Source organism: Acinetobacter sp. YH12126, assembly GCF_013418745.1.
GTDB classification, from domain to species: domain Bacteria; phylum Pseudomonadota; class Gammaproteobacteria; order Pseudomonadales; family Moraxellaceae; genus Acinetobacter; species Acinetobacter amyesii.
Genome location: NZ_VPBM01000002.1, coordinates 79652 through 103587 on the forward strand (window position 1 = coordinate 79652; position 23936 = coordinate 103587).

Sequence of the window (23936 nt, forward strand, 5' to 3'; positions counted from 1 at the left end):
TTATAAAAATACAGACCAATAAAAAGGGAGATAATCATTCGAATATCCCCCTTTTTTGTGCTTTGCATAGCCACGTTTTGCATTTTTCTTTCGATCTACAAAAGTTTGGCTTTTGTTAAAATCATTCATGTGTTTTGCCACGAAGTTGCGAACTTCAACTTCTGGCAGGACTTTTTTCTTTGCCATTTGCATTCACCTTTTGCCTATACAGCACCTTCGTGCTGTAGTGCATATATTGGTCTATTTTTAGATTTTTTCAAGCACTTTCCTATGGCTTTTTGATACAGCGTCGTTAGTCCCATGTCCATAAAAAATTGTTTTCCCACATTATTCCCATCTCCAAAACCCTCTCCCATTAAGAGAGGGAAATACATTGTATTTAACTTGCGAAAGCCCGTTCCAACAAACGCTCTACATCGACCATTTTGGCATCCAACATCCCCACCACTTGCCCGTGTTTAGCGCTATAACGGCTTTGAATAAAACCATTTGCTACATAATCAGGCGCATAGCGTTTCAATAACACCGCTTGTGCAAGTACCGTTAAACGACTGACCAAACTGCGCCCCATAAATTGTAAATCTTCAGGCGATTGATGGAACAACCTGAACAAGTCCTGCAATTCTGTTTGCAAGCTTTCATCTGTACTTGCTGTACTGGCCAAATCTTTAAACAGCACCTCAATAGATTCAGGATCACGCCCAATCGCGCGCAGCACATCTAGGCACATAACATTGCCTGAACCTTCCCAAATGGTATTCACAGGTGCTTCTTTAAAAATGCGCGCCATGATGCCGTTATCGACATAGCCATTACCACCAAAGACTTCCATCATCTCACCAGTTAGTTCGACTGCACGTTTACAAATCCAAAACTTAGCTGCTGGGGTCATAATGCGTTTCCATGCCACAGACAAGGCATCATCTGATTCATAGCACTGCGCCAAATGGAAACTGAGCTGCGTCGCTGCTTCACTCTCTAAAGCCAAATCTGCCAAAACTGCACGCATTAAGGGTTGTTCAATCAAATGTTTACCAAAAGCCTGACGCTGACGGGTATAGGCAATGCATTGCACCAAAGCTTGACGCAGCATGGCGCTCGAACCGACCGAACAGGTCAGACGGGTGTAATTCGCCATTTCAATAATGGTTGGAATGCCACGCCCTGCCTCACCAATCATAATGCCCCACGCATTTTTGAATTCGACTTCCGAGCTTGAATTACTGCGGTTACCGACTTTTTCTTTTAGGCGTTGCACCTGAATATTATTCTTCGTGCCATCTTCCAACCAACGTGGCACAAAGAAACAAGCCAAGCCATCTTGTTCGGTTTTTGCCACCACCAAATGCGCATCACACATTGGTGCAGAGAAAAACCATTTATGCCCTGTCAGCAAATAAGCTTTGCCTCGTCCTGTTTCTGCCACAGGCACAGCTATAGTTTCATTAGCACGTACATCTGAACCGCCCTGCTTTTCAGTCATGCCCATACCGAGCCAAATCGACTTTTTCTGCGCAATCGGTACATCGCGTTCATCATATTCAGTCGATAGTAGTTTCTCTCCAATTTTGGCCCACAGTTCAGGTTCACGCTGAATGAGTGGAATACTGCCGAGTGTCATTGAATTTGGACATAAATTGCCGCACTCGACCTGACCTGCTAAATAAAAACGTGCTGCCCATTCCACCCATTTTGCCTTGGAATTTGGCTGATTAAATGGATGTGCATGGGTATCAAACTGGCGGTTGAGTCCCATCCATTTATGCCATGAAGGATGAAACTCGATAAAGTCAGTACGGCGGCCTCGCGCATCGAAGGCATGTAAAATTGGGGTATGTTTGTTGGCTAAAGCCCCATGCTGAAAGTATTCACTCGAACCTGCCACTTTGCCCATTTCGCATAAAGTCGGCTGATCATGGCTGCTGCAGCGTTTTAAGATTTCATGTAAAACCGTATCGCTTGAAAATAGATTGTAGTTTTCTAGTTCATCAAATTGGTTGCTGATTTGATGCGTCATCCATGGCTGTTCTAATGTATTCATCGTCTATATTTTCCACTTGTTCTTGTTTGCTTTTCATTTCAGTATAGAGAAAATTTAAAGCATAGACGTTCGGTTTTCAGCGCTTAACAATATGAAGAATTCAGCCATTCAGATACGGCGTAAGCCTCGTCAATCACGTGCAAAGCTCACCCAAGAAGCCTTACAGGAAAGTTTTGTTCGGCTTTTGCATGAGCGCCCTGCCGACAAAATTACCATTCGTGAAATTACCGACCTTGCAGGCGTTGGCTTAGGGACATTTTATGAATATTTTTCCAAGAAGGAAGATTTGATTGCGCTAACCATTCATTTGCATGTGAAACACAATGCCGAACAGATGAAAACTTATGCACAATCGCTGATGAAGTTATCCACAGATTTGGATTTTCAAGAGTATTTACAGCAAATCATCCACTTTCAAATTGAGCAAATTCAAGCGCAGCAGTTTTTATGGTCACAGGTGTTTTTATTGGAACGGCGGATTTCAGATATTGAAAGTTACCGTAAAAGTTATGTCATGATGGTGCAAATGTGGCAACACATGCTTAAGCCTTTTATAAATAACGAGGAAAAGCTCAAGCCAATGGCTTTAAATATACAAAGAGTGTGTTATGGCTTTGTGTCGCAAAGCTTGTTGATCGTACCCAACTTTACTGAATGGGATGAATTAAAGCGAGATATAATTCATATGTTGCGCGATTAGACTTCGAGGACAAGTCTAATGACGTTTCAAATGCATCGGTGAATAAAATAAAGTCATGTTATTTACAAAAAAACCGGCTCTTAAACCAGTTATTTTAGATATTTAGGAAATTCATTTTTACGGTAGAAGAAAATCATTCATCACTTGGTTCATCCTTCAATAAAAGTACTTTAGAAGTTAAGCTTTTATTGCCAGCTTACTTATCTCATTTATACGCCTTTGCAATGCTGGCCAGTTGTAAGCTCTTTAAAAATTCAGCCGTATATTTTGGACTATGGCCTAATGCACCCCGATGATAGCCATTTGGGATCGCCTGATAGACTACTGGCAATTTTTATTTGCACAATTTCTGGTAATAACTTTGAGTACCAAGGTGATCGAGTAAATGGTCTGCGGCGCCTTAAACAAACATCAGTGTTACGGTTAGGGTCTTATATTCAATCGACTGCCGTTTTAAATAGCTTAAGGATGGCCTTAAGTCTGAATTTTTTAAAAGATTGGCTGAGGTGCTTGTTTTAACTCAGTTTGTAGTTCTGACAAACAGCGTTTACGGGCCTGATTTAATAAAGACCGCATATCTGGACTAACCAGTTGATTTAAATTGATCGATGGATCTGCTGCGGCTGCTCCCAACAACACGATTGGGAAAAATGCCGCTACATTGGTATCTGGATTTGGATTGGTTTCTACGTATTCAGCAATACATTCATATTGATAACCACCCGGTGCCAAGGGTATTGCAGCTTTAAGATTCAATTCAAGCGCATCTTTTTGTCCCTGAGCTGCAACCGCAATCACAGCTGCACCACCTTGACTATGCCCCATCACCATCCAGTCTTTATTAAATTGCCACGGCTTCCAAGAATGCTATGCACGCACAGAATGCACCAAATTATAAACTTAACTGACTACATTCATATGAGGGTGCAGTTTTGACTTACCCAGTCTTTATAACCTGTTGCAACCACTACATAGCCATGCCTCAAACAACTGTCGATTGCACCATCTATGACTAGTTACAAACTATATACAGGCCTATTGTATAATCACTTGAAGGAGCACTTGTATCAGCCACACAGTCGTGCCATGTGCTCATGCCAATACGGTCCAGTCTTGTTTAAGTGCTTATTCTTTTGGGCGTAAAATATATCCCGAGATCAAAATGGGTTCGCCATTAACCCCCTCAACTACGATATGCGATCACGTAAGGTTCCCTAGTATGTTGATATGATGTAGGAATCGATTCAAGCTGGAGTGACAACACCTGACCTGACAACAATAAAGATAGCTGTACCAACTGGCATCACCCCATAAAAATTTATTTACAATTTTCTAAAACAACTTAGACCACTTGCCAATATTTCTTCAGCTATATTTTTAGCTTATTTTAAGTATTAAATAATGTCTTTAATGTTGAAAAACTCTCCAATATTAATAGCTCAAAAATGTCTTTCATTAACTAGAATCAGCTAAGAAAACCTATATATTAAGGCCAAAATCCATAATAAAAATATGGATTTAGATATTTCGTCCTCTTCTACCTATCATAGCTATATATTTGAGTTTAATTCATGGATAAAATATTAAAACAAAATATATAAATAAATAATATAAATTCAATAACTTAATCAATCGAATTAACCATTTATACAAAACTATTTTTCCATTTGTCAAAAGCCACAGAAAGCTTTAAAGTCAATAAGTATATAAAGATTTTTAAGCTTTTAACGGCTACAGTTTTATGACTTATCTTCGATTGATTGCTGCTTGAAAAATTTTAGAATGAGAGAAAAACTGTTGTCACATTGTCACTTTAAAATGAATTAACAAAACGGTTAAGGTCATGTGCTGTTGAGCGTGTTATCAATTGAAAGGTTATAACTCCCAACTTTAATACATGATTATAATAATGGAGATACTCAATGAGCGACGACGTTAAAAAATGTCCTGTCACCCACCTAACAACTGATGCTGGTGCTCCTGTTGTAGACAACCAGAACAGTATGACGGCAGGTGCACGTGGTCCTTTACTTGCCCAAGACCTATGGCTTAATGAAAAACTCGGTAATTTCGTTCGTGAAGTAATTCCAGAGCGTCGTATGCATGCCAAAGGTTCTGGTGCTTTCGGTACGTTTACCGTGACTAACGATATTACCCAATATACCCGCGCTAAAATTTTCTCAGAAGTTGGTAAAAAAACTGAACTTTTTGCTCGTTTCTCTACCGTAGCGGGTGAGCGTGGTGCTGCAGATGCAGAACGCGATATTCGTGGTTTTGCCCTTAAATTCTATACTGAAGAAGGTAACTGGGATTTAGTTGGTAATAACACCCCTGTCTTCTTCCTACGTGATGCTCGTAAATTCCCTGACTTAAACAAAGCAGTAAAACGCGATCCTAAAACCAATAAGCGTAGTGCAACTAATAACTGGGATTTTTGGACTTTACTACCTGAAGCTCTACACCAAGTTACGATTGTGATGTCTGACCGCGGTATTCCAGATGGTTACCGTCATATGCATGGTTTTGGCAGTCATACTTTCAGTTTTATTAATGCCAATAATGAACGCTTCTGGGTTAAATTCCACATGCGCACTCAACAAGGCATTAAAAACTTAACCGATGCTGAAGCCGAAGCGATTATTGCCAAAGACCGTGAAAGCTCACAAACCGATCTGTTCAATGCAATTGAACGCGGCGATTTTCCAAAATGGAAAATGTACGTTCAAATCATGCCTGAACTTGATGCAGAAAAAGTACCTTATCACCCATTTGATTTAACCAAAGTATGGCCTAAAGGCGACTATCCGTTGATTGAAGTGGGTGAATTCGAACTCAATCGTAACCCTGAAAACTATTTCCAAGATGTTGAACAAGCCGCTTTCGCACCAAGTAACTTGGTGCCGGGTATTAGCTTCTCACCTGACCGTATGCTGCAAGCGCGTTTATTCAACTATGCTGATGCTGCACGTTATCGCGTGGGTGTAAACCATTACCAAATTCCTGTAAATGCACCACGTTGCCCTGTTCATTCCAACCGTCGTGATGGTCAAGGCCGTATGGATGGTAACTATGGTGCAACACCGCATTATGAACCAAACAGCTTCAGCCAATGGCAAGAGCAACCACAATACAAAGAACCACCATTGAAAATTACTGGTGATGCTGACTTGTGGGATTATCGTGAAGATGACAGCGACTATTTCAGTCAACCACGTGCATTATTCAACTTAATGAATGATGAACAAAAACAAGCATTGTTTAATAACACTGCTGGCGCAATGGGCGATGCACTCGACTTCATTAAATACCGTCATATCCGTAACTGTTACGCATGTGATCCAGCTTATGGTGAAGGTGTTGCAAAAGCATTAGGCTTAACTGTAGCGGATGCGCAAGCTGCTCGTGCAACTGATCCAGCTCAAGGTAATCCAGGCTTGCTTTAAGTTTTATCTTTGAATAAAAAAACCACCTTTTAAGGTGGTTTTTTCTTGGCATTAAATATTCCAATTACCGTCTATTAATCCTTAAACAATCAATTTTTTGCCTTCATGCATGGTTAAAAATGGATTCATTAACTTTGATGTTTTTCGCATTGCATGATGTAAGTCATGTTCAGGTTGGTCTCTAGCTTCATCAGTCAACTGAAAAGTCCGATAATGCATTGCCAATGAACATTTTGACTGTAAATCTTTATGCGCCTGAAAAGCTTCTTCGGGATTCATGTGCAAATATTTCATTAAACGACGTGGCTCATAAGCTCCAATCGGTAATAACGCTACTCGGGGTGCACCTAAGCGTGTATGGATTTGTTTGAAATGTGCGGCATAGCCCGTATCTCCAGCAAAGAAGAAATGTCCTGTACTATGCACGATGGAAAAACCTCCCCATAAGGCATGATTTTGATCTCGCCAACCACGACCTGAACCATGCTGTGCAGGCGTATAAACGATACGCAAATCTTCAAACATTTCCGATTGCCACCAATCAAGTTCAATGACATTGAAATGTGTGGGTAAATAATAAGCATTGCCTAAACCAGTATAAATCGGCATAGCAAATTGTTCATGTAACCAATTCAAGGTTGCTAAATCCATATGATCATAATGATTATGGCTCAGTAAAACCCCATGAATTGTAGGTAATTCTTCTAAGGCAATTCCTGCAGGACAAGCACGTCGTGGTCCAGTCCCTTGACGTGGGCCTGCATACTCCGCCCATACAGGATCGGTCAAAAAATTATATGGCCCAATTTGAATCAAGACCGTCGCATGTCCGACAAACCAAACCAACCAATCATCCATTTTAGCCAATGGCCGATTGTGCGGAATGCTACGCGAAGAAGCAAAAAACTGTTGGTATTCTTGCTCACGATCTACTTTCCATGTATCGCTTTTACGCGTCATGATCCATTTCAGCATATCTTTACGCGTAAACGCATCTGGATTTCGAAGGGTATTAAAGAATTTTTCCCCATTAAAATGGTCAGTTGCCAGATAATCAAATACAGGCTTCGTCCACGTATGTTTCATACAGCTTTTAGTACTGATTTGAAACTGTGCTGATTGAGTTTTTTGATTCATGTGTATTTAAAATTCATTCACTATGCTGACAAACCTTGCAAAGTATTTAACCTCGCAGACCTATTGATCAAGACGACCTTTCATGCGCTCAAGCCAAACCTTCCGAGATTGAGGCTTGACAAAGAGTGCCACAATTTCAGGATGAAGCTGTTTAATTTGTGCTTCAATTCTGTTGACACAAGCTTCTATATCATCTGACGTTAAATTATCTTTAAATTCAAGACTCAAAGATGCCAAAACTTGATGTGCACCCATCTGCTCTGTTAACACCCCATTGGCAGAATGCACTGCTGGATCTTGCTCTGCAACCATCAAGACATTATGCCTCAATTGTGGGTCAGCAGTTTCTCCCATGAGCAATCCTTTAGTCTCACGTGCAAGTAAAATTGCTGAAATAGCGAGTACAACCCCAATTAGAATTGATGCCAGACCATCAAGCATTGGCATATTCAGCGCGTGTGATAAATAGATACCGATCAGGGCAATAAACAGACCAATCAGCGCTGCTGAATCTTCAAATAACACGGTAAATGTCGTCGGATCTTTACTGCGTCGAAATGCTTCAAAATAGCCCTGTTTCCCTTTGATTTTACGAAATGCCTTCAATGCCACAAACCAAGAGGTCCCTTCACACAAAATCGCAATACCTAATACGATATAGTTAATCATCGGATTTTGCATTTCTTCGGGGTGATAAATATGACTAATCCCTTGATAAATCGACACGATCGCACCCAAAGCAAAGACCATCAACGCCACAATAAAAGCCCAAAAATACAGCTCTCTCCCATAGCCAAACGGATGGCGTGCATTTGCTGGCTGCTGCGATTTTTTCATACCGTAGAGCAGTAAGATTTCATTTAAAGTATCAACCACAGAGTGAATAGCTTCACTCAACATGGCCGAACTATTCGTGATATAGGCAGCGGCAAACTTCACCAGTGCAATCGCTAAATTGCCGAAGAGCGCTGCATATACCACGATTTTGTTAGATTCAGACATTTAAAATTGTCCTAAATTTATTTTTATCAAACAGATCTATTTGATTTTATAGCTCATTCCATAGTACTCAAACTGACTGTAGCTGTTGTTTGTTATTTTGTTGTTTTTACACCAACTGTCGATTGTTTCGACAATGCCATCATGTTCCATGTGAAACACGCTCTTTAGCGCAAAGGTATAGAAAAAAAAAGAAGCCGCAGCTTCCTTATAATTCTGTAGATGTACACGGTTCAACGTACTTTATTAAAATATTGCTCGCGCCACTCTTTCCAAAAGTACATCACAATACCAAACATCACGACCACGATTCCAACAAAGGCATTGGAGCTAATATGTTCACTGTTCAACGTCGCTCCCAAAACCAATGCTATGACAGGTGTCATCACATTACTGAGTGACACCGTTGATGCGGCTAAACGTCTTATAAGCCAGAAGTAACACAGCATTGCCACAATGGATGACATGATCATGGTAAAGACAAAACCAATCATCGCACGGCCACTTGGCAATTCGGTTGGAAAATGCTGCCAAATAAATGGAATAATGAGCATCGATCCTAAAGCTGAAACAATCAGGGAACCGGTTGCCTGTGACATCGGCTTTAACGGTGCATTAATCTGCTTCACCCAAAAAATCGAACTAATATACGACACCATGCTGATTAGCATCAGTACAACGCCAATTGGATTGACTTTGCTATCAGCAGAATCTGCAAAGACAAAAGTTAGACCTCCCACTGCAACCGCCATGCCCAACCACTGCAAAGCGACCAATTTATGTGTTTTTAAAATTACATGCCCAATCAAACCGGCAATTAAGGGTGAAAAACCAAAAATCAGTGCCATTAAACCTGAGGTGAGATAATTGGCTGCGAGATAAATAAACAACTGTGCACCAATCAAATTTAAACTCCCTGCCACATAACTTTTTAATGAGGTTTCATCAAACGGCAAAGGATCACGCATCAATTTCAACAGAAACAGCGCAATAATAGATGCGCCGAAGTAACGGATAATCAACACCCACATCGGATGTATTTCCTGCACACTCCACACAATCGCGAGCGGCGTCGTCGCCCAAATCAGTACCAAAAGAGCATATATACTTGCCGTCAGCGGCAGTGAAGATTTCATTTCATTCTCAAATTTGATTGTTCTAACGACTTAACCTGAAACCCACTATTCAGATCTGGAACTACTCGTAAGACCAGTAACTAATAAAGTTTAAGACCAATTATTGCTCTCCACTTTATCAACTAAATTGGAGGCGGTATGAATGCCACCCGATCGTTTGGGGTATAAGGACTTCTCTTCAAACGATCAATAATCTCCCCTAACCCCTCTTTAAAAAAAGAGGGGGAATCATCCAAACGAAATCCATTCTTCACAAAGACTACTCCCTCCTTTGAAAAAGGAGGACTGGGGAGGATTAAAACCGTTGAATAGATTTACATAAGCTAAAACTATATACATGGACTACAAAATAGCTTTATAAGTGCGACGCTAAAACTAAAGACATAAAAAAAACAGACCTACGTTACCGCAAGTCTGCTCCTCTTAGACATTCAGCTTACTTTACAAGTTTACGTAAATCTTGGCTTAAATCTAAATATTTATCCGCTTCAAACGCCGCATTCTTGCTAATCAATTTTTTCAAATGACGCATCTCTTTCGCAGCATTTACAGTGATACCACCCACGATTACACCGTCAGTAACACCAAACAAAACAAATGATGATTCTGCAGCTAATTCAGGATTTACTTCGCCACGTGCAATCCATTCGCTTGCAGCCATATCACCCACAAATTGATAGTTGATATTCAATTGATCTGTCCAGAACCACGCTGGATTTGGGGTTGGATGTTCAACACCCATTACATGACGAGCAAAGATACCTGCTTGAAGATTGGCATTTTCCCAAGTTTCGACACGACGGTGGTTACCACAGTCACGAAGCTGAGTCGCAACGTCACCCGCTGCATAAATATCTGGATGCGAAGTTTGGCAGTTATCATTCACTTTAATGGCAAAATCAACGTCTAAACCTGCATCAACCGCAAGTTGAGCATTTGGCACAATGCCAATACCATAGATCACTGCATCGGCACGAAGTTCTTCACCGCCTTCAAGCGTGATCACCACTTCTTCGCCATCAAGCTTACAGTCAGCAATAGAAGTCGAAAGACGAATATCTACACCTGCAAGACGTTGCTGTGCCAATAAGAATTCACTTAAAACACGTGGAGATGAACGACCCATGACCATCGGACCCATTTCAATCACGGTCACGATACAGTCTTTAGAACGTGCTGAAGAAGCAAGCTCAAGACCAATCACACCACCGCCGATCAATACAATACGGCGACCCGCTTGTAATACAGGCACCAATGCTTGTGAATCTTCAAGGTTACGTAAGGTATAAACGTGTTTACCCAAAGCATCGAAATTCGGTAAACGGCGTGCTGCACCACCAGTTGCTATAAGCAACTTGTCAAATGCTACAATTTCACCATTTTTCAGTTCAACTGTTTTCGCATCGCTATGGATTTTCACAACGCCATTGCCACGAATATGTTCAACACCGAGTTCTGCCAATTTTTCTTCTGACAGAATTTCGATTTTGGTCTCTTCAGGTTTTAGAATTACGTCTTTAGACAAAGGCGGACGTTCATAAGGAAGATGTGTTTCATCACCCACCAAAATGATTTTGCCTTCATACTTGTTCGCACGGAGTTCTAAAATGGCGCTAGCACCAGCTTGACCAGCTCCAACAATAACGATGGTTTCGATACCATTTTGGCTCATGGGTTTGTTCCTTATTTCAATTCTGCAGATACGATGCCGAAGCCCGCAATCCACTCACTAATATCTTCGTAGCAATGTGTTGTCATGTCGTATTCGCCCACTTCATGTAATGCAGCAAAGGCAGCCATCCAAGAACGAACTTCTTGACCACCACGACCGCCTTCAACACGAATTTCAGCTTCAGTCATCGCTTCAATGGCAGCAAAGTCAGCTTTGGCGAAAGTATCAAGCAATGCACGATCCCATTCTGGGTTTAAAGGCACTGCGACAGAAGTATCACCCGCTGCGAGTTTTTGACCGACAGCAATGATTTTGCCTTGACGTGTATTACGTGCCTCTTCAGTTGGATTACGACCTGCAATCAGGAACTCTTCCACTTCTGGTGGAACTGAACCCATTTGCGGCGTTGGTGGATCATGAGACAAACCACCTGTACCCAAAACAAGTACACGTTCATTCTCTAAGTTCAATGATTTAATGAACTGACCGACTGCACGCCCCAAAGCGACTGTACGCTTGGTTGTTGGCATCGGTGCAGCTGCACCATTGATAAAAATTGGAATCGTTGGATAACGATCAAGCTTGCCACCACAAAGGAAATGTAATGGTTGAGTCACACCGTGGTCTGCCTGCATACGATAAGAGTATGCAACATCGACACCTTCATCCAATACGCGACGAACCAGACTGATTGCTGTTTCTTCAGGCACATTGATGTGGTCATTGTCTTTACCATAATCCCAATCACCTGCTGCTTTGGCACGAATACCGACGCAGAAAGATGGCATGAGGTCATAGAAGAAACCATTGAAATGGTCTGGACCAAAAGTAATGATCAATGTTGGATTATAGTCTTCAACTTCTTTAGCAAGTTTGGCAAAAGTTTCGCGAACTTTTTCCTCTTTGTATTTCTCTTGCGGAGAAGCGAATTCCATTAGGGGACTGTGCGATGCACAAATAAGTTTAACGGCCATGGGTGACTCCTAAACGGAAGGCAGCCAAGACGGCTGCCGAGTAAGTCCTTTACGTATTTGGCGAATTAAATCTCGTCAAAGAAGCCAGCACGTGGTTGACGTAAACCACGGATACCCAGACCACATTCAGCATTAATTAAAACACCAGTTAATGGGCGGTTGTTTTGACGAGAAGCCAATAACACGTATGAACCAGTCATATCTTCAGGTTCGGGTAAGAAATTGAGCGGCATGCCGCGTGCAATCTTCTCAGGATCACGTGCATCGAGTAGACCGAGGTTTTCTTGGCCTAAAGAAGCAGCACCTTTGATGTTGACATTCATACCCGACGGAGCAACAGCGTTCACTCGTACTTTAGGCGCAAGCTCATAGGCTAATTCTTTCATAATCCCAACGCCAGCATGCTTAGACGCTGTGTATACAGGGCCTCCGCCTGCCGAATACAGTGCTGAGTTAGACAAAGTAAATATGATAGAACCTTCCGAAGCTATCAATGCATCAAGTGCAGCTTTGGCACCTAAGATGAGAGATTTGGTGTTAATACCCATAATCTCATCAAAAGCTTTCTCCAGCTGTTCACCCGATGTATTGACGATATCTGCGTAATGATCCCAGATACCTGCGTTTCCGACGAAACAGTCAAGTTTGCCATAATGTTCTACAGTTGCTTGAACTGCACGAACATTATCCTCATAGCTGGCTACATCTCCTGCGATCGCAAGCACGCGGTCACCAAAATGTTCTTTCAATGCATCAACTTTCGATTGAGAACGTTGAAGAACAGCAACTTGTGCACCTTCTTCTAAGAAACGTTCAACCAATGCCCAGCCTAAGCCTGAACCACCACCGGTAATAAGTGCAACTTCGCCTTGTAGCCAACCCATGATTACTCTCCTGCCATCTCTACGTATAAAGCACCATCTTCAACAATCACAGGGAATGTCTTGATAGGATCTGTTGCTGGTAAGCATAATGCTTGACCAGTTTTCAAACAGAATCGAGCCGAATGAAGTGGACATTCAACAGTGCCATCATCTTCAAGGTAACCTTCAGACATTGAAGCATTACCATGTGAACAACGGTCGTTCATCGCGAAAAATTCGCCATTGTTGTTGAATACTGCAAGCGCATCGATACCGTTAACGCCGCAATCTACTTTCAATGCTTCGCCTTCGTCTAATTCGTCAACTTGGCAAACAAAAATCTTATTCATTAGAAGAACACGCTCAGGTTATGTGAGTTGTAAGTCACCTGATCAAGGGTAATCTTACGGTTGAAGATTTCGAAACCTTGCTCAGTGTCGACTTTGCGGATCTTGTCGTGACGCTTACCACAGTAGATTGTTACATCTTTCTCTTTCTGGGTACGGTACAACAAGTACGTTACGTAAACGTCGTATTCGCCTTCAACTTCAGTCGCTTCAACAATCACATTTGAAACCATGTGTGTTGTACGTGAAGGAGGTTCTTCAGCCCAAGCCATACCTGTCTCTAAACGAGCTACACGGCGTTCCAACAAATCTTTAGTATCGTTAAATACCCAAGTTGTTGGCGGCTCAATCGAACGACGACGGTCACGTGTTTGCGCGTTTGGTGTTGTGCGTAACGTATAAGAAATATCTTCAGCTAATACAGCTAACCAATCGCGGAACTTCCAATCGTCAAGCAATTTTGCTTCACGATAGAGGAACTGACTAATTTGGTGATGAAGTTCTAAACTGATTTGACTCATTTCATAAGCTCCTTCTCATATTCGTCAGCCGCAGCTTCAACGTCTTCCCATTTTTCATGAATCAATAAATCTGCCCAACGGCGGTACATACCACGTGCTGCAGTCTCAGAGAAAATATAGTTAGTGATACCCGGGATACCATCTTCACGTACTTTCTCGTTGCCTTTACCCATTTCCATAATGAGTTTGTTTTGACGGGCTTTATAACCACGTAATACTTTTTGGATTTCGATCCAGTTTTCAGAGTCATCTTGCTCTAGGAAACCAGCAGGACCGAAGGCACGTGTTGCAGAACGTTCAAATGCTGCTTGTACATCTTCTGGCGCGTCCGCATCACAGATACAGAATGCCCATACTTCAGTCTTGTTTGGACCACGTGGGTGCCATACACGAAGCGTTGCAGTACCGTTCAACCAAGATAGTGTTGGGAACATGGTGTTGTGACCAGCAAGACGCAGTGCACGAGTTTCACCTAGGCGTTCTTTCACTTCTTCATACGTTTCACGGAAGTAGTTTGCTACTTCACCATCCACCCATACGTTTGCGTCTGGTTTCTCAGTGAAGAAGAAGCCTGAACCGTGACCACGTGAACCGTATTGGATCGCGTCTTTGGCAGTTTCCCAAACTGGACGGGCAGTTTGTGCAGCACCTAATTTCTTAGAAGATTCATCATCTGGTTTAGCACCAAGCACCTGAATCGCAGATGCATGAGAGAACAACGCGTGGTATTGGTCAGAAGCGAACTGTTCAGCTGCAAATTTCCAGTTACAGTCGATTTCCCATTTGTGTACACCACCAACGATCACAGTACCACCTTCACGACGGTCTACAACGCCGTCCAGGTACCAAGCGATATCGCCCATGTATTCTTCTAGATCTGGAGTTGTTTCATCCCAGCAGCCGAATACTAAGCCTTTGTATGATTTAACGCGGTTAACTTCTACCAGACCCCATTGCTCTTTACATGCACCATGTGGGTAAGCACGATCTTCAAGCGGGATATCTTTTAGAGAACCGTCAATACCGTATGACCAGCCGTGGTATGGGCAAGTGAACGCACGTGTATTACCACAGTCCGCGAAGCTCACACGCATAGAGCGGTGACGACATTGGTTTAAGAATGCTTTGATTGAGCCATCTTTTTGACGTGCCACGATGATTGGATCTTCACCCATATAGGTATTGAAGAAATCGCCGGCTTTAGGAATTTGGCTCTCATGGCATAGGAATAACCATGTACGACCGAACACACGTTCTAATTCAAGTTCGTAGATGTCTGGATCTGTATAGATAGATGGCGTGATACGTCCATTTTGTGCATCGACTAAAGCATCGATTTCGCGCACATCAATTTTTCCACTCATGAAAAGCTCTCCTGTGACCATAAGGCACAAAGTAATAGACTCAACTTTTCAACGATGATGGATTTTAGAGCGATATTCGGGAAATATTTATTTTGTTTTAATTAAGAGATTTTATGGATTATTACGGTAGATTTTTTTTATAGTATTTTTTTTAAATTATCGAGAACACCATTTATTTCATGAATGGCAAAATAATCCTCACGCAATAGTTGTTTATAGATTATACTGAACGAACTTCTAAGTAAGACATTTTTTGGATTACTCCACGGGTTGATTATATGGAATTACGACACTTACGCTACTTCATTACTGTTGCTGAAGAACTCAATTTCAGTAAAGCTGCGTTAAAACTTTATACTGCTCAACCTTCTTTAAGCCAACAAATTAAAGATCTTGAAGAAGATGTCGGCGTAAAATTGTTGCACCGGACTAAACGCAAAGTTGAGCTCACAGAAGAAGGTGCCGTATTTCTAGAACAAGCACGTTTGACACTAGCTCAAGCAGACAAGGCCGTAGCGATGGCACGTCAGGTTTCACAAGCCAAACAACAGATGCTGCGCATTGGTTTTGTGCCTGTCGCAGAGATGAAAATCTTCCCATACGTCTTGCCAAATCTGCGTGTTCAAAACCCAGAACTCAAAATTGAATTACTTAGTTTAAATAATCGCGATCAGATGAAATTGCTGCAAAAAGGTGAACTAGATATCACTTTTACTCGCAATAACTTTCATAGCGACGAAATTGAAAGTCAGTTTGTACTACGTGAACCATTGATCTTTATTTTACCCAAAGATCACCCTTTAGCGAAGTACGAACGTATTCCAGTTAAAGCATTGAATGGTATTGATTTTATCATTCCTGCACGCGAACAATCAGGCACATTGCATGAAGCCATTTTAGACTTTGCTTCTAACCATGGCGTTCAATTTAATATCGTGCAAAAAGCCGACAATATCCTGTTTAACATTAACTCCATCGGCATGGGTTTAGGCTGCACGATCCTACCGGGATACATCGCGCCATTGACCATGAACAATACTGTCATTCGTCCTTTAGATGTCGAATTACCGTATCTAGACCTGTACGTAAGTTACCGAAAAACGGCGAGTTCTGTGGCTGTAGATAAATTCCTTGAACTGCTAACCAAAGTTTTTTATCTCGATATCAATCGCGAACAGCGTTAATTTTCGCCAAGTCATAATTTATAGATATAGCACCATTATTTTTGAAATAAATAATGGTGCTTTTTTTATGGCTAAAAAGTCGCTTTTTTAATCGTTTAAATGTTTTAATCGACGCATTTTATCTATCATGCATATCGACTTGATGGAAAATAACTTATAAATTTTAGTTTAGATATTGATAAAAATTGCTAAGAATAGCCGATTTACAACTTAAGTCTAATAAATAATTCCCCTTCCCCAACCATTTAGATGAGCTTATTTTATGCCTTTTTACTGATTTAGACCGTACACTGTCGACCTGTTAATGAGAATAATACTCATTTAAAGTATTTCTGTCAAAAGATTTATATAAAAAAAAGGATGGCAAAACCATCCTTTTTTTGAATTTCATGTCAGTGACAAGAAATTACACACCACGCGCTTTTAAATAATCTTTAATCACGGTGTTGAATTCTTCTGCTTTTTCAACTTGAGACCAGTGGCCACATTGGCTGAAAATATGCGCATCAGCATGAGGAACGGTATTCAAAATATCCCACGTACGAGATACTGGAATCACCACGTCTTGTACACCGTGGATCAACAATACTGGCACAGTAATGTCTTTCATTTTTTCAAAGTCGAGTGGGAATTCGAAACGGTCACGGTCGCGTGCGCCAACAACATCCATCAAACGATTTGATGCATAGTCATTTGCAGCAGAAGCGAAACGTACTTTTACCAATTCGTCTGTGATCAAGTCTTTGTTTACAACAAACATAGACAAGGTTTTCTTGATGCCTTCTTCGGTTAATACAGGGTTTGCATGTGCTTTAAGTGCTGCAGTTTGTTTAGCACCGCCTGTACCCATAGACACGATACCCAATACACGTTCTGGATAGTCCAAAGCCATTTGGAATGCTAACCAGCCACCGAGTGAGTTACCCACTAACCAAGTTTTTTCAATACCTAGGGCATCTAACGTACGTACAGCGTGATCAACCCAAGCACGGATACCATAAGCAGTATTCGGTGCAACAACAGTTTGACCATAACCAATCGTATCGATAGCGATACAACGTGCTTGTTCACCAATTTGTGGAAGGTTTAACCACCAGTTTGCAGCAGCAGATACACCTGTACCTGAACCGTGTAAAAATAGAATTGGTGTGCCTTCACCCACTTCGTGGTAATGCGTTAATTCGCCTTCAGCAGTTTCAATCCATTTATCTTCTAAACCAAAGAATGAATCAGTTGTATAGTCAGGAATCTGAACAGTGCTCATACATGCTCCTCGTATTGCGTAGAGCTTATGTTTCAATCCATAACGGATTTAAACACAAGGGGGACTCTTTTGGATTTTGTGGTTTTTACAGTCTCATATTACCTGTTCAGCCACTGCTAACTGATACATATTTACGATCATAAACAACAAATAGACTATAATTTAAGTTATTGTTTTTAAATACATAACTCAAAAATATATCCATAAAATCTTTGAGGTATTTCTTTTTTAAATAAACCAGCGAATAAAAAGGGAAGCAATGAATCCACTTCCCTTTTTTTTATCCTGAGAAATTAGAACTTATAGGTATAAGTTGTCGCGACACGGTACTCTTGCAAGTCAGATTTGTAATCGAAATCGGCATCGATATACATTGCCTGGAAGCCTAAGCCCTTCAACTTACCTTCAGGCACGGTGTAGTTCACGATTAAGTTAAGCTCATCAGATTTTTGATTTTTTAGGATGCCATTTGCAGTACCAATTTCTGCATCAGAACCTGTAAAGTAAACCGCTGTAGCATTTAGGCCTTTCGCACCAAGCTCTGCAAAGTCATAGCCATAAGTAAAGCCCCATGATTTTTCATCTGGATTGGTAAATGTCGCTACGCCCCAGTTTACAAGGTACGGCTGTGGCACCCAGCCGCCCAAAGTTGGAAAGGCATTGTCACCAAACATTTGTTGATAACCTAAACCAAATGTATGTGAGCCATAATTGACTTTCGCCCCCACCGACAACGCTTGGTTATCAATTTCACCATAGAGCTTGTCACCCGAATCCGAGTTATCAAAATAGCGGATATGACTGTCTAACTTGACTTTTTCACCCAGTTTAGTTTTGTAGTTCGCACCTATATAGTGCTGTTGGTAGATATCCTGTACATCGGCATACCAGTAGCTACCACCAATTTCAGGCGTAAATTGGTGATCAATCCCCGCAATATACATCCCGTCAGATGCTGGACCGTTATCAAAATGACCTATTTTTCCATTCGGCAGCTTTTTACCTGGTGAAAATAAAGTTAAATCACGGAACTGGTTATCATAACGATTATTAATACCGTCAATATAAGCCACGGTCAACTTGGTATCTTTCAGGTCTTTCGACTCCAGCCATGCACCGCTATAAGTCGTCATTAGCTGACGAGATGGATCGAAAACCAACACTGGAGACACTGGTAATAACTCACCCACTTTCAACTCAGTTTCAGATACTTTGGCTTTAAGGGTCACGCCCACTTTACCAAAGTTATCTTTTGATTCTTTACCATCGTGCGGCAAAATAAAGTCTGCATTGGTATCACGGCCATTGAGTTTAAAGGCATGCTGTACCAGCAGGTCCGCGCCGACTTGAATGCCCGCGCCAATATCCTGATAACCTGACTTCGCATCCAGCGTAATGCCTTGCGACCATGAACCCCAATTTTTATTTGGAGTATCTTCAATTTGACGATCCAAATAAAAGTTTTTAAATTTCAATTGTACTTGGCTGTCGTCAACAAAGTCCGCATAAGTTGCAGATGTTCCTAATGTTGCTGTCGCAGCAAGAATTGCTATCCATAAATTTTGACGACGCATGGCTTATTTCCCAGTAATCAAATTAAGCTATGGCACCATCATGCTCAACAATACCTTGGAAAAAAATCCGACTACAGTATTAAGGTTTATCAGGCTTTTGTACAACTTGAACTTTGGAAGCTATTTCTGCTTATTTTCCTTAGAGATTAAAACAATAACTCTTTTTTATCATTTAGAACGACTGATTAAATTAACCCCATGTTTTATTAACGTAAAATTTAAAGTTTTTTATTTTTCGCAATTACATACGCTGTATTAATTGCTTTTAAGTTTAATCAAAGTTTTTTACTGAGATTTATCCTTATTTAAGTTATAAAATTTAGCTATCAAATAATATTTAATTTATATAATCATCAACAACTTAAAGTTAAATTTTACTACTATGGCTGCTCGAAATCAGCCATTGATTCGTAAGACATTTCTTATTTCAATCCACTTTTCATGCCTCAAATCAATCTCAACGTAATCTCAAGCCCATCTCAAACCAACACAGCCACTTCAGACATAAAAAAAGCACCCATTTCGGGCGCTTTTTGATTTAAAGCAAATTAAGCATTGGCTTCTTTTGCTTTAGACATGGTCAATGCCAAATCTTCGATCATATCTTCTTGACCACCAACAGTACCACGACGACCAAGCTCAAGAAGAATTTCACGCGCAGAAACGCCATATTTCGCTTCAGCACGTTTCGCGAATAACAAGAATGATGAGTAAACACCGGCATAACCTAAAGTTGCTGCATCACGGTCAGCACGGATCTGATGTGTCATCATTGGAATGATTAAATCTTCCGCAACATCTTGAACTTTAAACAAGTCCACACCTGTCTCCATTTGCATACGGTTGGCAACCGCAACAAACAATTCAAGTGGAGTATTACCTGCACCTGCACCTAAACCTGCAGAAGCTAAATCGACACGCGTTGCACCAGCTTGAACCGCTGAAACAGAGTTCGCAACACCCATACCTAAGTTATGGTGACCGTGGAAACCGATTTCGATCTCTGAAGCCAGGTTGGCACGTAAAATACCCACGCGGTCAGTCACGTCTTGAGGAAGCATGTAACCTGCAGAGTCTGTTACATAAATACAGTTTGCACCGTAAGACACCATTTTTTGTGCTTCTTCGAGTAATTTCTCTGGTGTCGCCATATGCGCCATCATCAAGAAGCCCACAGTGTCCATGCCAAGTTTACGTGCAGCAGTAATGTGCTGTTCAGAAACGTCAGCTTCAGTTGAGTGCGTTGCAACACGAATGGTTGCTACACCAACATCATGTGCCATTTTCAAATGGTCAACCGTACCAATACCAGGAAGTAAAAGTGCAGATACTTTCGCCTGTTTCAGGTTTGGAATCACCGCTTTTAGGTATTCTTCATCGGTTGCTGCTGCAAAACCATAGTTCACAGAGTTACCGCCTAAGCCGTCACCATGCGTAACTTCGATTAAAGGTACACCTGCATCATCCAAAGCAGTTGCAATGGCAACCATTTGTTCAGGTGTAGTTTGATGGCGCATAGGATGCATACCATCACGTAAAGTCATATCATTAATAATAATCTTAGACATTTTGGTATTCCTTAAGCTTCAGCAGTGTTTAATACGCGTTCTGCAAACATTTCTGCAGTACGTGCAGCTGCCGCAGTCATAATGTCGAGGTTACCTGCATATTTAGGAAGATAATCACCTAAACCTTCAACTTCTAAGAAGATTGAAACACGGTTACCGTCAAATACAGGACCATTTACAAGTTTGTAACCTGGTACATATTTTTGAACTTCAAGAATCATCGCATGTACAGATTCAGTGATTGCTGCTTGATCTGGTTCACCTTCAACAAGACAGTGAACAGTATCACGCATCATCAGTGGTGGCTCAGCAGGGTTAATGATGATGATCGCTTTACCTTGTTTCGCACCGCCCACTTTTTCAATAGCGCCAGCAGTCGTACGAGTAAATTCATCAATGTTTTTACGTGTACCTGGACCCACAGATTTTGTTGAAACTGTTGCAATGATTTCGCCGTATTCAACAGGCTGAACTCGTGAAATCGCTGCAACCATAGGAATCGTTGCCTGACCACCACATGTCACCATGTTGACGTTCGGAACTTCACCTGCGTCCAATAACGCTTCTAAGTTTACTGGTGGTACGCAGAATGGACCGATTGCAGCAGGTGTTAAGTCAATCATTAACACGCCAAGTTCATTTAATTTGCGGCTGTTTTCAGCATGAACATAGGCAGAAGTTGCATCAAATGCGATTTTAATGTCGTCTTCAATTACGTGTGGAAGTAAACCATCCACGCCTTCAGCAGTGGTTTTTAAACCCATTTTAGCAGCGCGAGCCAAACCTTCAGACGTCGGGTCAATACCAACCATCCATACTGGTTCTAAAAATTCGCTGCGTTGAAGTTTGTAAAGCAAGTCAGTACCAATGTTCCCTGGACCGATCAATGCACATTTAATCTTTTTCATGAATGTGTACTCTTAAAAATTCCGTAAAACCCAAGCTTATTTCGCTGCAAATGCTGCAGTCACAGAACCAAAGCCTTCAATTTCAACTTTGAATTCATCACCAGGATTTGCCACAACCATTGGGCCTAAGGCACCGGTCAATACGATGTCACCTGCAAGCAATGGACGACCACGACGAACCATTTCGTCAGCCAACCACACTGCTGCATTTAATGGGTTAGAAAGACAGGCTTTACCCACACCTTGTGAAACCACTTCTTCACCACGAGTCATGACCATTTTGCAATTTACAAGGTCAAGATCTGCAAGTTTTACAGGCTTAGAACCCAGTACAAAACCTGCTGAAGATGCGTTATCTGCCACAGTATCAATCAACGAGATTTTCCAGTTTTCGATACGGCTATCGACCACTTCAATTGCAGGCAGTGCATATTCTGTTACACTAATAATGTCTGCATAGGTGTGTTTTTCTTTGGTCAAGTCTTGGTTAATCACCAAAGCAATTTCTGCTTCAACTTTTGGCTGAATCAATAAACCAGCAGGGATTTCTTCACCATCGCCATACGCCATGTCAGCAAACAACATACCGAAGTCAGGTTGATCAACGCCTAACTGCGCTTGTACAACTTTTGAAGTTAAGCCAATTTTACGACCTACAAGGCGACGACCTTCTGCCACCGCACGTTTGGTATTCACTTCTTGAACGGCATAAGCAATATCTACATCAGCACTTTCACCACCAAGTTGTGGACGGATCGGTGCAATCGCAGCCTGATTTACTTCCGCATCGCGTAATGCTTGCGCAACTGATTCAACAACAGCAGAATTCGACATCAATGTTTCCTTAAACTGCAAAAATTGGATGCACAACGTGTTTCATCCCGATCACCATCAAAATCAAAGTGATGAAAGTCATGTCAGGATTCGCCTAAAGCATTTCACTTGACATACTACACGTTATGTTTAGATGCATTTAGCATCGAGATTTTAGAAAGTGAATACCAATACTTATTTTATTTATGACTATAGCTATTAGCTATAAATTAATCATTATTTATTATTAATATTCAAAAACTTAAGTCAAAATAATTAAATAAAATTCACTATTTTTTTCGCCCTTAAATCTGAATCTCTACTAAAAAACTTGGCTTATACGACTAAAAGATAAGATTAAAAGATTATTTTAGCGTCAGGCCAGCTTTTACACATAGGTGTTCAATTTCATCTGATTTAGTTTAACAAATTGAAAATTTAAAATTAAATCAATAAATAACAATAAGATAAAACCAAAAATTCAAACAAAAAATCTATTCCAGCTTGTGGTAAAAGGCCAAATAGTTGCGCTCAACTTTTTAAGGTAAATTTGCTAGAAGACTGCTTGTTATTGTAGAAAAATCTAGTGTTATTACTTTTTTAAATAATTGAATTTACTCATTTCAACAAGTAGAGCTTGAATTACTATTCATTTGGTAACAAAAAAGGTGAAAACAAATTTCACCCTTTTTACTCGTTTGTATCTAAAACTATACAGCTATACGTAATTTCACGTGTTCTAGTAGAAATTCAGTCAAATCACCTACGCTATGTGCAATATGTAAGGGTTGAAAACACTGGAGTGTTTCTACAGTATGCACTCCATAGCTCACGCCTACACGTGGCATCTGAATATTCAGTGCCATTTCCAAGTCATACGACGTATCACCAACCATAATGGCTTGATCGGCACGTAGTCCTGTTTCCGCCAAAATTTCTGCCAACATCAACGGATCTGGCTTAGATTTGGTTTCACTGGCTGCACGTGTCGCACAAAATAGCTCATGACTTTGCGTTTGAGCCAAGACACGGTCTAGACCTTTACGACTTTTTCCTGTTGCAACAGCCAATTGTAGACCGGCATCGCGTAATTCCTGCAACATATCAGCTACACCATCAAACCACATATCCCCTTTGGAATGGGCCACATAGTGATCGGCATAACTTTGCAAAATGTCGCTGTGCAATTCAGGAACCGTCGGAAATAACCGCTGTGCGACTTCCGGCAGACCTAAACCAATAATACTTTTCGCATCAGCATCGGTCAGTGGCTGTGAATATTGATCTGCTGCAAATTTCAAACTCGCTACAATTTGACCCACAGAATCAAATAAAGTGCCATCCCAATCGAAAATGACTAGTTTTACAGCTGAGTTCATACGTTTTCCTAGATTTGATTCAGTGTTTGGTAATTCAGATTCTGGAGTG

At 41.1% G+C, this 23936-nt stretch carries 21 protein-coding genes; 3 read left to right on the top strand and 18 right to left on the bottom strand.

From position 1 onward, the window contains the following. On the bottom strand, positions 1-186 hold the full coding sequence (locus tag FTU62_RS00435; protein WP_180024481.1) for a hypothetical protein: 186 nt from the start codon (positions 184-186) through the stop codon (positions 1-3). 193 nt (positions 187-379) lie between these two features. After that, positions 380-2041 (bottom strand): acyl-CoA dehydrogenase family protein, encoded by a 1662-nt coding sequence (locus tag FTU62_RS00440; protein WP_180101446.1) that lies wholly within the window; start codon positions 2039-2041, stop codon positions 380-382. A gap of 91 nt (positions 2042-2132) precedes the next feature. Between FTU62_RS00440 and FTU62_RS00445 the strand changes: the two genes are divergently transcribed. After that, the gene (locus FTU62_RS00445; protein ID WP_111884098.1) at positions 2133-2741 is read left to right on the top strand and encodes a TetR/AcrR family transcriptional regulator; all 609 of its coding nucleotides are present in this window, start codon (positions 2133-2135) and stop codon (positions 2739-2741) included. Between the two features lie 489 nt (positions 2742-3230). Here the strand turns inward: FTU62_RS00445 and FTU62_RS00450 are convergent, their stop codons facing one another. After that, the gene (locus tag FTU62_RS00450) at positions 3231-3566 is read right to left on the bottom strand and encodes a hypothetical protein (RefSeq protein ID WP_180101448.1); all 336 of its coding nucleotides are present in this window, start codon (positions 3564-3566) and stop codon (positions 3231-3233) included. Between the two features lie 1097 nt (positions 3567-4663). On the opposite strand from FTU62_RS00450, the gene FTU62_RS00455 reads away from it, so the two are divergent. After that, positions 4664-6184 carry a catalase gene (locus tag FTU62_RS00455; protein WP_111884100.1) on the top strand — a complete coding sequence of 507 codons (1521 nt, stop codon included), beginning with the start codon at positions 4664-4666 and terminating at the stop codon, positions 6182-6184. Positions 6185-6265: 81 nt separating this feature from the next. Here FTU62_RS00455 and FTU62_RS00460 read toward each other — a convergent pair whose 3' ends face one another. From FTU62_RS00460 to hcaE, 9 genes are all read right to left on the bottom strand, one after another. Further along, on the bottom strand, positions 6266-7321 hold the full coding sequence (locus tag FTU62_RS00460; RefSeq protein ID WP_078192767.1) for an MBL fold metallo-hydrolase: 1056 nt from the start codon (positions 7319-7321) through the stop codon (positions 6266-6268). Positions 7322-7381: 60 nt separating this feature from the next. Further along, positions 7382-8323: a cation diffusion facilitator family transporter gene (locus FTU62_RS00465; RefSeq protein ID WP_180062906.1), complete on the bottom strand. Its 942-nt coding sequence runs from the start codon at positions 8321-8323 to the stop codon at positions 7382-7384. Positions 8324-8553: 230 nt separating this feature from the next. Then, positions 8554-9456 (bottom strand): DMT family transporter, encoded by a 903-nt coding sequence (locus FTU62_RS00470; protein ID WP_168377924.1) that lies wholly within the window; start codon positions 9454-9456, stop codon positions 8554-8556. A 436-nt stretch (positions 9457-9892) separates the two neighbouring features. Then, on the bottom strand, positions 9893-11128 hold the full coding sequence (hcaD, locus tag FTU62_RS00475) for a 3-phenylpropionate/cinnamic acid dioxygenase ferredoxin--NAD(+) reductase subunit (RefSeq protein ID WP_180101450.1): 1236 nt from the start codon (positions 11126-11128) through the stop codon (positions 9893-9895). A gap of 11 nt (positions 11129-11139) precedes the next feature. Then, entirely contained in the window at positions 11140-12102 is a 963-nt protein-coding gene (locus FTU62_RS00480; RefSeq protein WP_180007135.1) for a 3-carboxyethylcatechol 2,3-dioxygenase, read from the bottom strand. A 65-nt stretch (positions 12103-12167) separates the two neighbouring features. Further along, the gene (hcaB, locus tag FTU62_RS00485) at positions 12168-12986 is read right to left on the bottom strand and encodes a 3-phenylpropionate-dihydrodiol/cinnamic acid-dihydrodiol dehydrogenase (RefSeq protein WP_078192772.1); all 819 of its coding nucleotides are present in this window, start codon (positions 12984-12986) and stop codon (positions 12168-12170) included. Positions 12987-12988: 2 nt separating this feature from the next. After that, entirely contained in the window at positions 12989-13315 is a 327-nt protein-coding gene (gene hcaC / locus FTU62_RS00490) for a 3-phenylpropionate/cinnamic acid dioxygenase ferredoxin subunit (protein ID WP_067763933.1), read from the bottom strand. Then, a complete protein-coding gene (gene hcaF, locus FTU62_RS00495; protein WP_067763936.1) occupies positions 13315-13833 on the bottom strand; it encodes a 3-phenylpropionate/cinnamic acid dioxygenase subunit beta in 519 nt (172 codons plus the stop codon). Before hcaF ends, hcaC begins: the two co-directional genes overlap by 1 nt. After that, on the bottom strand, positions 13830-15197 hold the full coding sequence (gene hcaE / locus FTU62_RS00500) for a 3-phenylpropionate/cinnamic acid dioxygenase subunit alpha (protein ID WP_078192774.1): 1368 nt from the start codon (positions 15195-15197) through the stop codon (positions 13830-13832). Before hcaE ends, hcaF begins: the two co-directional genes overlap by 4 nt. Before the next feature lie 278 nt (positions 15198-15475). Between hcaE and hcaR the strand changes: the two genes are divergently transcribed. Next, on the top strand, positions 15476-16381 hold the full coding sequence (hcaR, locus tag FTU62_RS00505; RefSeq protein ID WP_078192775.1) for a DNA-binding transcriptional regulator HcaR: 906 nt from the start codon (positions 15476-15478) through the stop codon (positions 16379-16381). 406 nt (positions 16382-16787) lie between these two features. On the opposite strand, the gene FTU62_RS00510 is transcribed toward hcaR, so the two are convergent. The 6 genes from FTU62_RS00510 to FTU62_RS00535 all read right to left on the bottom strand — a co-directional run bounded on the left by FTU62_RS00510 (position 16788) and on the right by FTU62_RS00535 (position 23887). Further along, positions 16788-17645: an alpha/beta fold hydrolase gene (locus FTU62_RS00510; protein ID WP_078192776.1), complete on the bottom strand. Its 858-nt coding sequence runs from the start codon at positions 17643-17645 to the stop codon at positions 16788-16790. 293 nt (positions 17646-17938) lie between these two features. Next, positions 17939-19219 (bottom strand): OprD family outer membrane porin, encoded by a 1281-nt coding sequence (locus FTU62_RS00515; RefSeq protein WP_180101452.1) that lies wholly within the window; start codon positions 19217-19219, stop codon positions 17939-17941. Positions 19220-19767: 548 nt separating this feature from the next. Further along, on the bottom strand, positions 19768-20787 hold the full coding sequence (gene dmpG / locus FTU62_RS00520; protein WP_180101454.1) for a 4-hydroxy-2-oxovalerate aldolase: 1020 nt from the start codon (positions 20785-20787) through the stop codon (positions 19768-19770). An 11-nt stretch (positions 20788-20798) separates the two neighbouring features. Continuing rightward, the gene (locus tag FTU62_RS00525) at positions 20799-21695 is read right to left on the bottom strand and encodes an acetaldehyde dehydrogenase (acetylating) (RefSeq protein ID WP_180024489.1); all 897 of its coding nucleotides are present in this window, start codon (positions 21693-21695) and stop codon (positions 20799-20801) included. A 36-nt stretch (positions 21696-21731) separates the two neighbouring features. After that, the gene (gene mhpD / locus FTU62_RS00530) at positions 21732-22529 is read right to left on the bottom strand and encodes a 2-keto-4-pentenoate hydratase (protein ID WP_180101456.1); all 798 of its coding nucleotides are present in this window, start codon (positions 22527-22529) and stop codon (positions 21732-21734) included. A gap of 689 nt (positions 22530-23218) precedes the next feature. Continuing rightward, positions 23219-23887, bottom strand: a complete 669-nt coding sequence (locus FTU62_RS00535) for an HAD-IA family hydrolase (RefSeq protein ID WP_180101458.1) — start codon at positions 23885-23887, stop codon at positions 23219-23221. Positions 23888-23936: the final 49 nt, after the last annotated feature.

Excerpts from the sequence above, each read along its gene's own strand:
- hcaD (WP_180101450.1), bottom strand. The coding sequence starts at position 11,128 with ATGAGCCAAAATGGTATCGAAACCATCGTTATTGTTGGAGCTGGTCAA.
- hcaR (WP_078192775.1), top strand. The coding sequence starts at position 15,476 with ATGGAATTACGACACTTACGCTACTTCATTACTGTTGCTGAAGAACTC.
- FTU62_RS00525 (WP_180024489.1), bottom strand. The coding sequence starts at position 21,695 with ATGAAAAAGATTAAATGTGCATTGATCGGTCCAGGGAACATTGGTACT.
- FTU62_RS00480 (WP_180007135.1), bottom strand. The coding sequence starts at position 12,102 with ATGGCCGTTAAACTTATTTGTGCATCGCACAGTCCCCTAATGGAATTC.
- FTU62_RS00510 (WP_078192776.1), bottom strand. The coding sequence starts at position 17,645 with ATGAGCACTGTTCAGATTCCTGACTATACAACTGATTCATTCTTTGGT.
- FTU62_RS00450 (WP_180101448.1), bottom strand. The coding sequence starts at position 3,566 with ATGGGGCATAGTCAAGGTGGTGCAGCTGTGATTGCGGTTGCAGCTCAG.
- hcaF (WP_067763936.1), bottom strand. The coding sequence starts at position 13,833 with ATGAGTCAAATCAGTTTAGAACTTCATCACCAAATTAGTCAGTTCCTC.
- FTU62_RS00470 (WP_168377924.1), bottom strand. The coding sequence starts at position 9,456 with ATGAAATCTTCACTGCCGCTGACGGCAAGTATATATGCTCTTTTGGTA.
- FTU62_RS00440 (WP_180101446.1), bottom strand. The coding sequence starts at position 2,041 with ATGAATACATTAGAACAGCCATGGATGACGCATCAAATCAGCAACCAA.
- dmpG (WP_180101454.1), bottom strand. The coding sequence starts at position 20,787 with ATGTCTAAGATTATTATTAATGATATGACTTTACGTGATGGTATGCAT.
- hcaB (WP_078192772.1), bottom strand. The coding sequence starts at position 12,986 with ATGGGTTGGCTACAAGGCGAAGTTGCACTTATTACCGGTGGTGGTTCA.
- FTU62_RS00445 (WP_111884098.1), top strand. The coding sequence starts at position 2,133 with ATGAAGAATTCAGCCATTCAGATACGGCGTAAGCCTCGTCAATCACGT.
- FTU62_RS00465 (WP_180062906.1), bottom strand. The coding sequence starts at position 8,323 with ATGTCTGAATCTAACAAAATCGTGGTATATGCAGCGCTCTTCGGCAAT.
- hcaC (WP_067763933.1), bottom strand. The coding sequence starts at position 13,315 with ATGAATAAGATTTTTGTTTGCCAAGTTGACGAATTAGACGAAGGCGAA.
- FTU62_RS00455 (WP_111884100.1), top strand. The coding sequence starts at position 4,664 with ATGAGCGACGACGTTAAAAAATGTCCTGTCACCCACCTAACAACTGAT.
- FTU62_RS00460 (WP_078192767.1), bottom strand. The coding sequence starts at position 7,321 with ATGAATCAAAAAACTCAATCAGCACAGTTTCAAATCAGTACTAAAAGC.
- FTU62_RS00535 (WP_180101458.1), bottom strand. The coding sequence starts at position 23,887 with ATGAACTCAGCTGTAAAACTAGTCATTTTCGATTGGGATGGCACTTTA.
- mhpD (WP_180101456.1), bottom strand. The coding sequence starts at position 22,529 with ATGTCGAATTCTGCTGTTGTTGAATCAGTTGCGCAAGCATTACGCGAT.
- FTU62_RS00435 (WP_180024481.1), bottom strand. The coding sequence starts at position 186 with ATGGCAAAGAAAAAAGTCCTGCCAGAAGTTGAAGTTCGCAACTTCGTG.
- FTU62_RS00515 (WP_180101452.1), bottom strand. The coding sequence starts at position 19,219 with ATGCGTCGTCAAAATTTATGGATAGCAATTCTTGCTGCGACAGCAACA.
- hcaE (WP_078192774.1), bottom strand. The coding sequence starts at position 15,197 with ATGAGTGGAAAAATTGATGTGCGCGAAATCGATGCTTTAGTCGATGCA.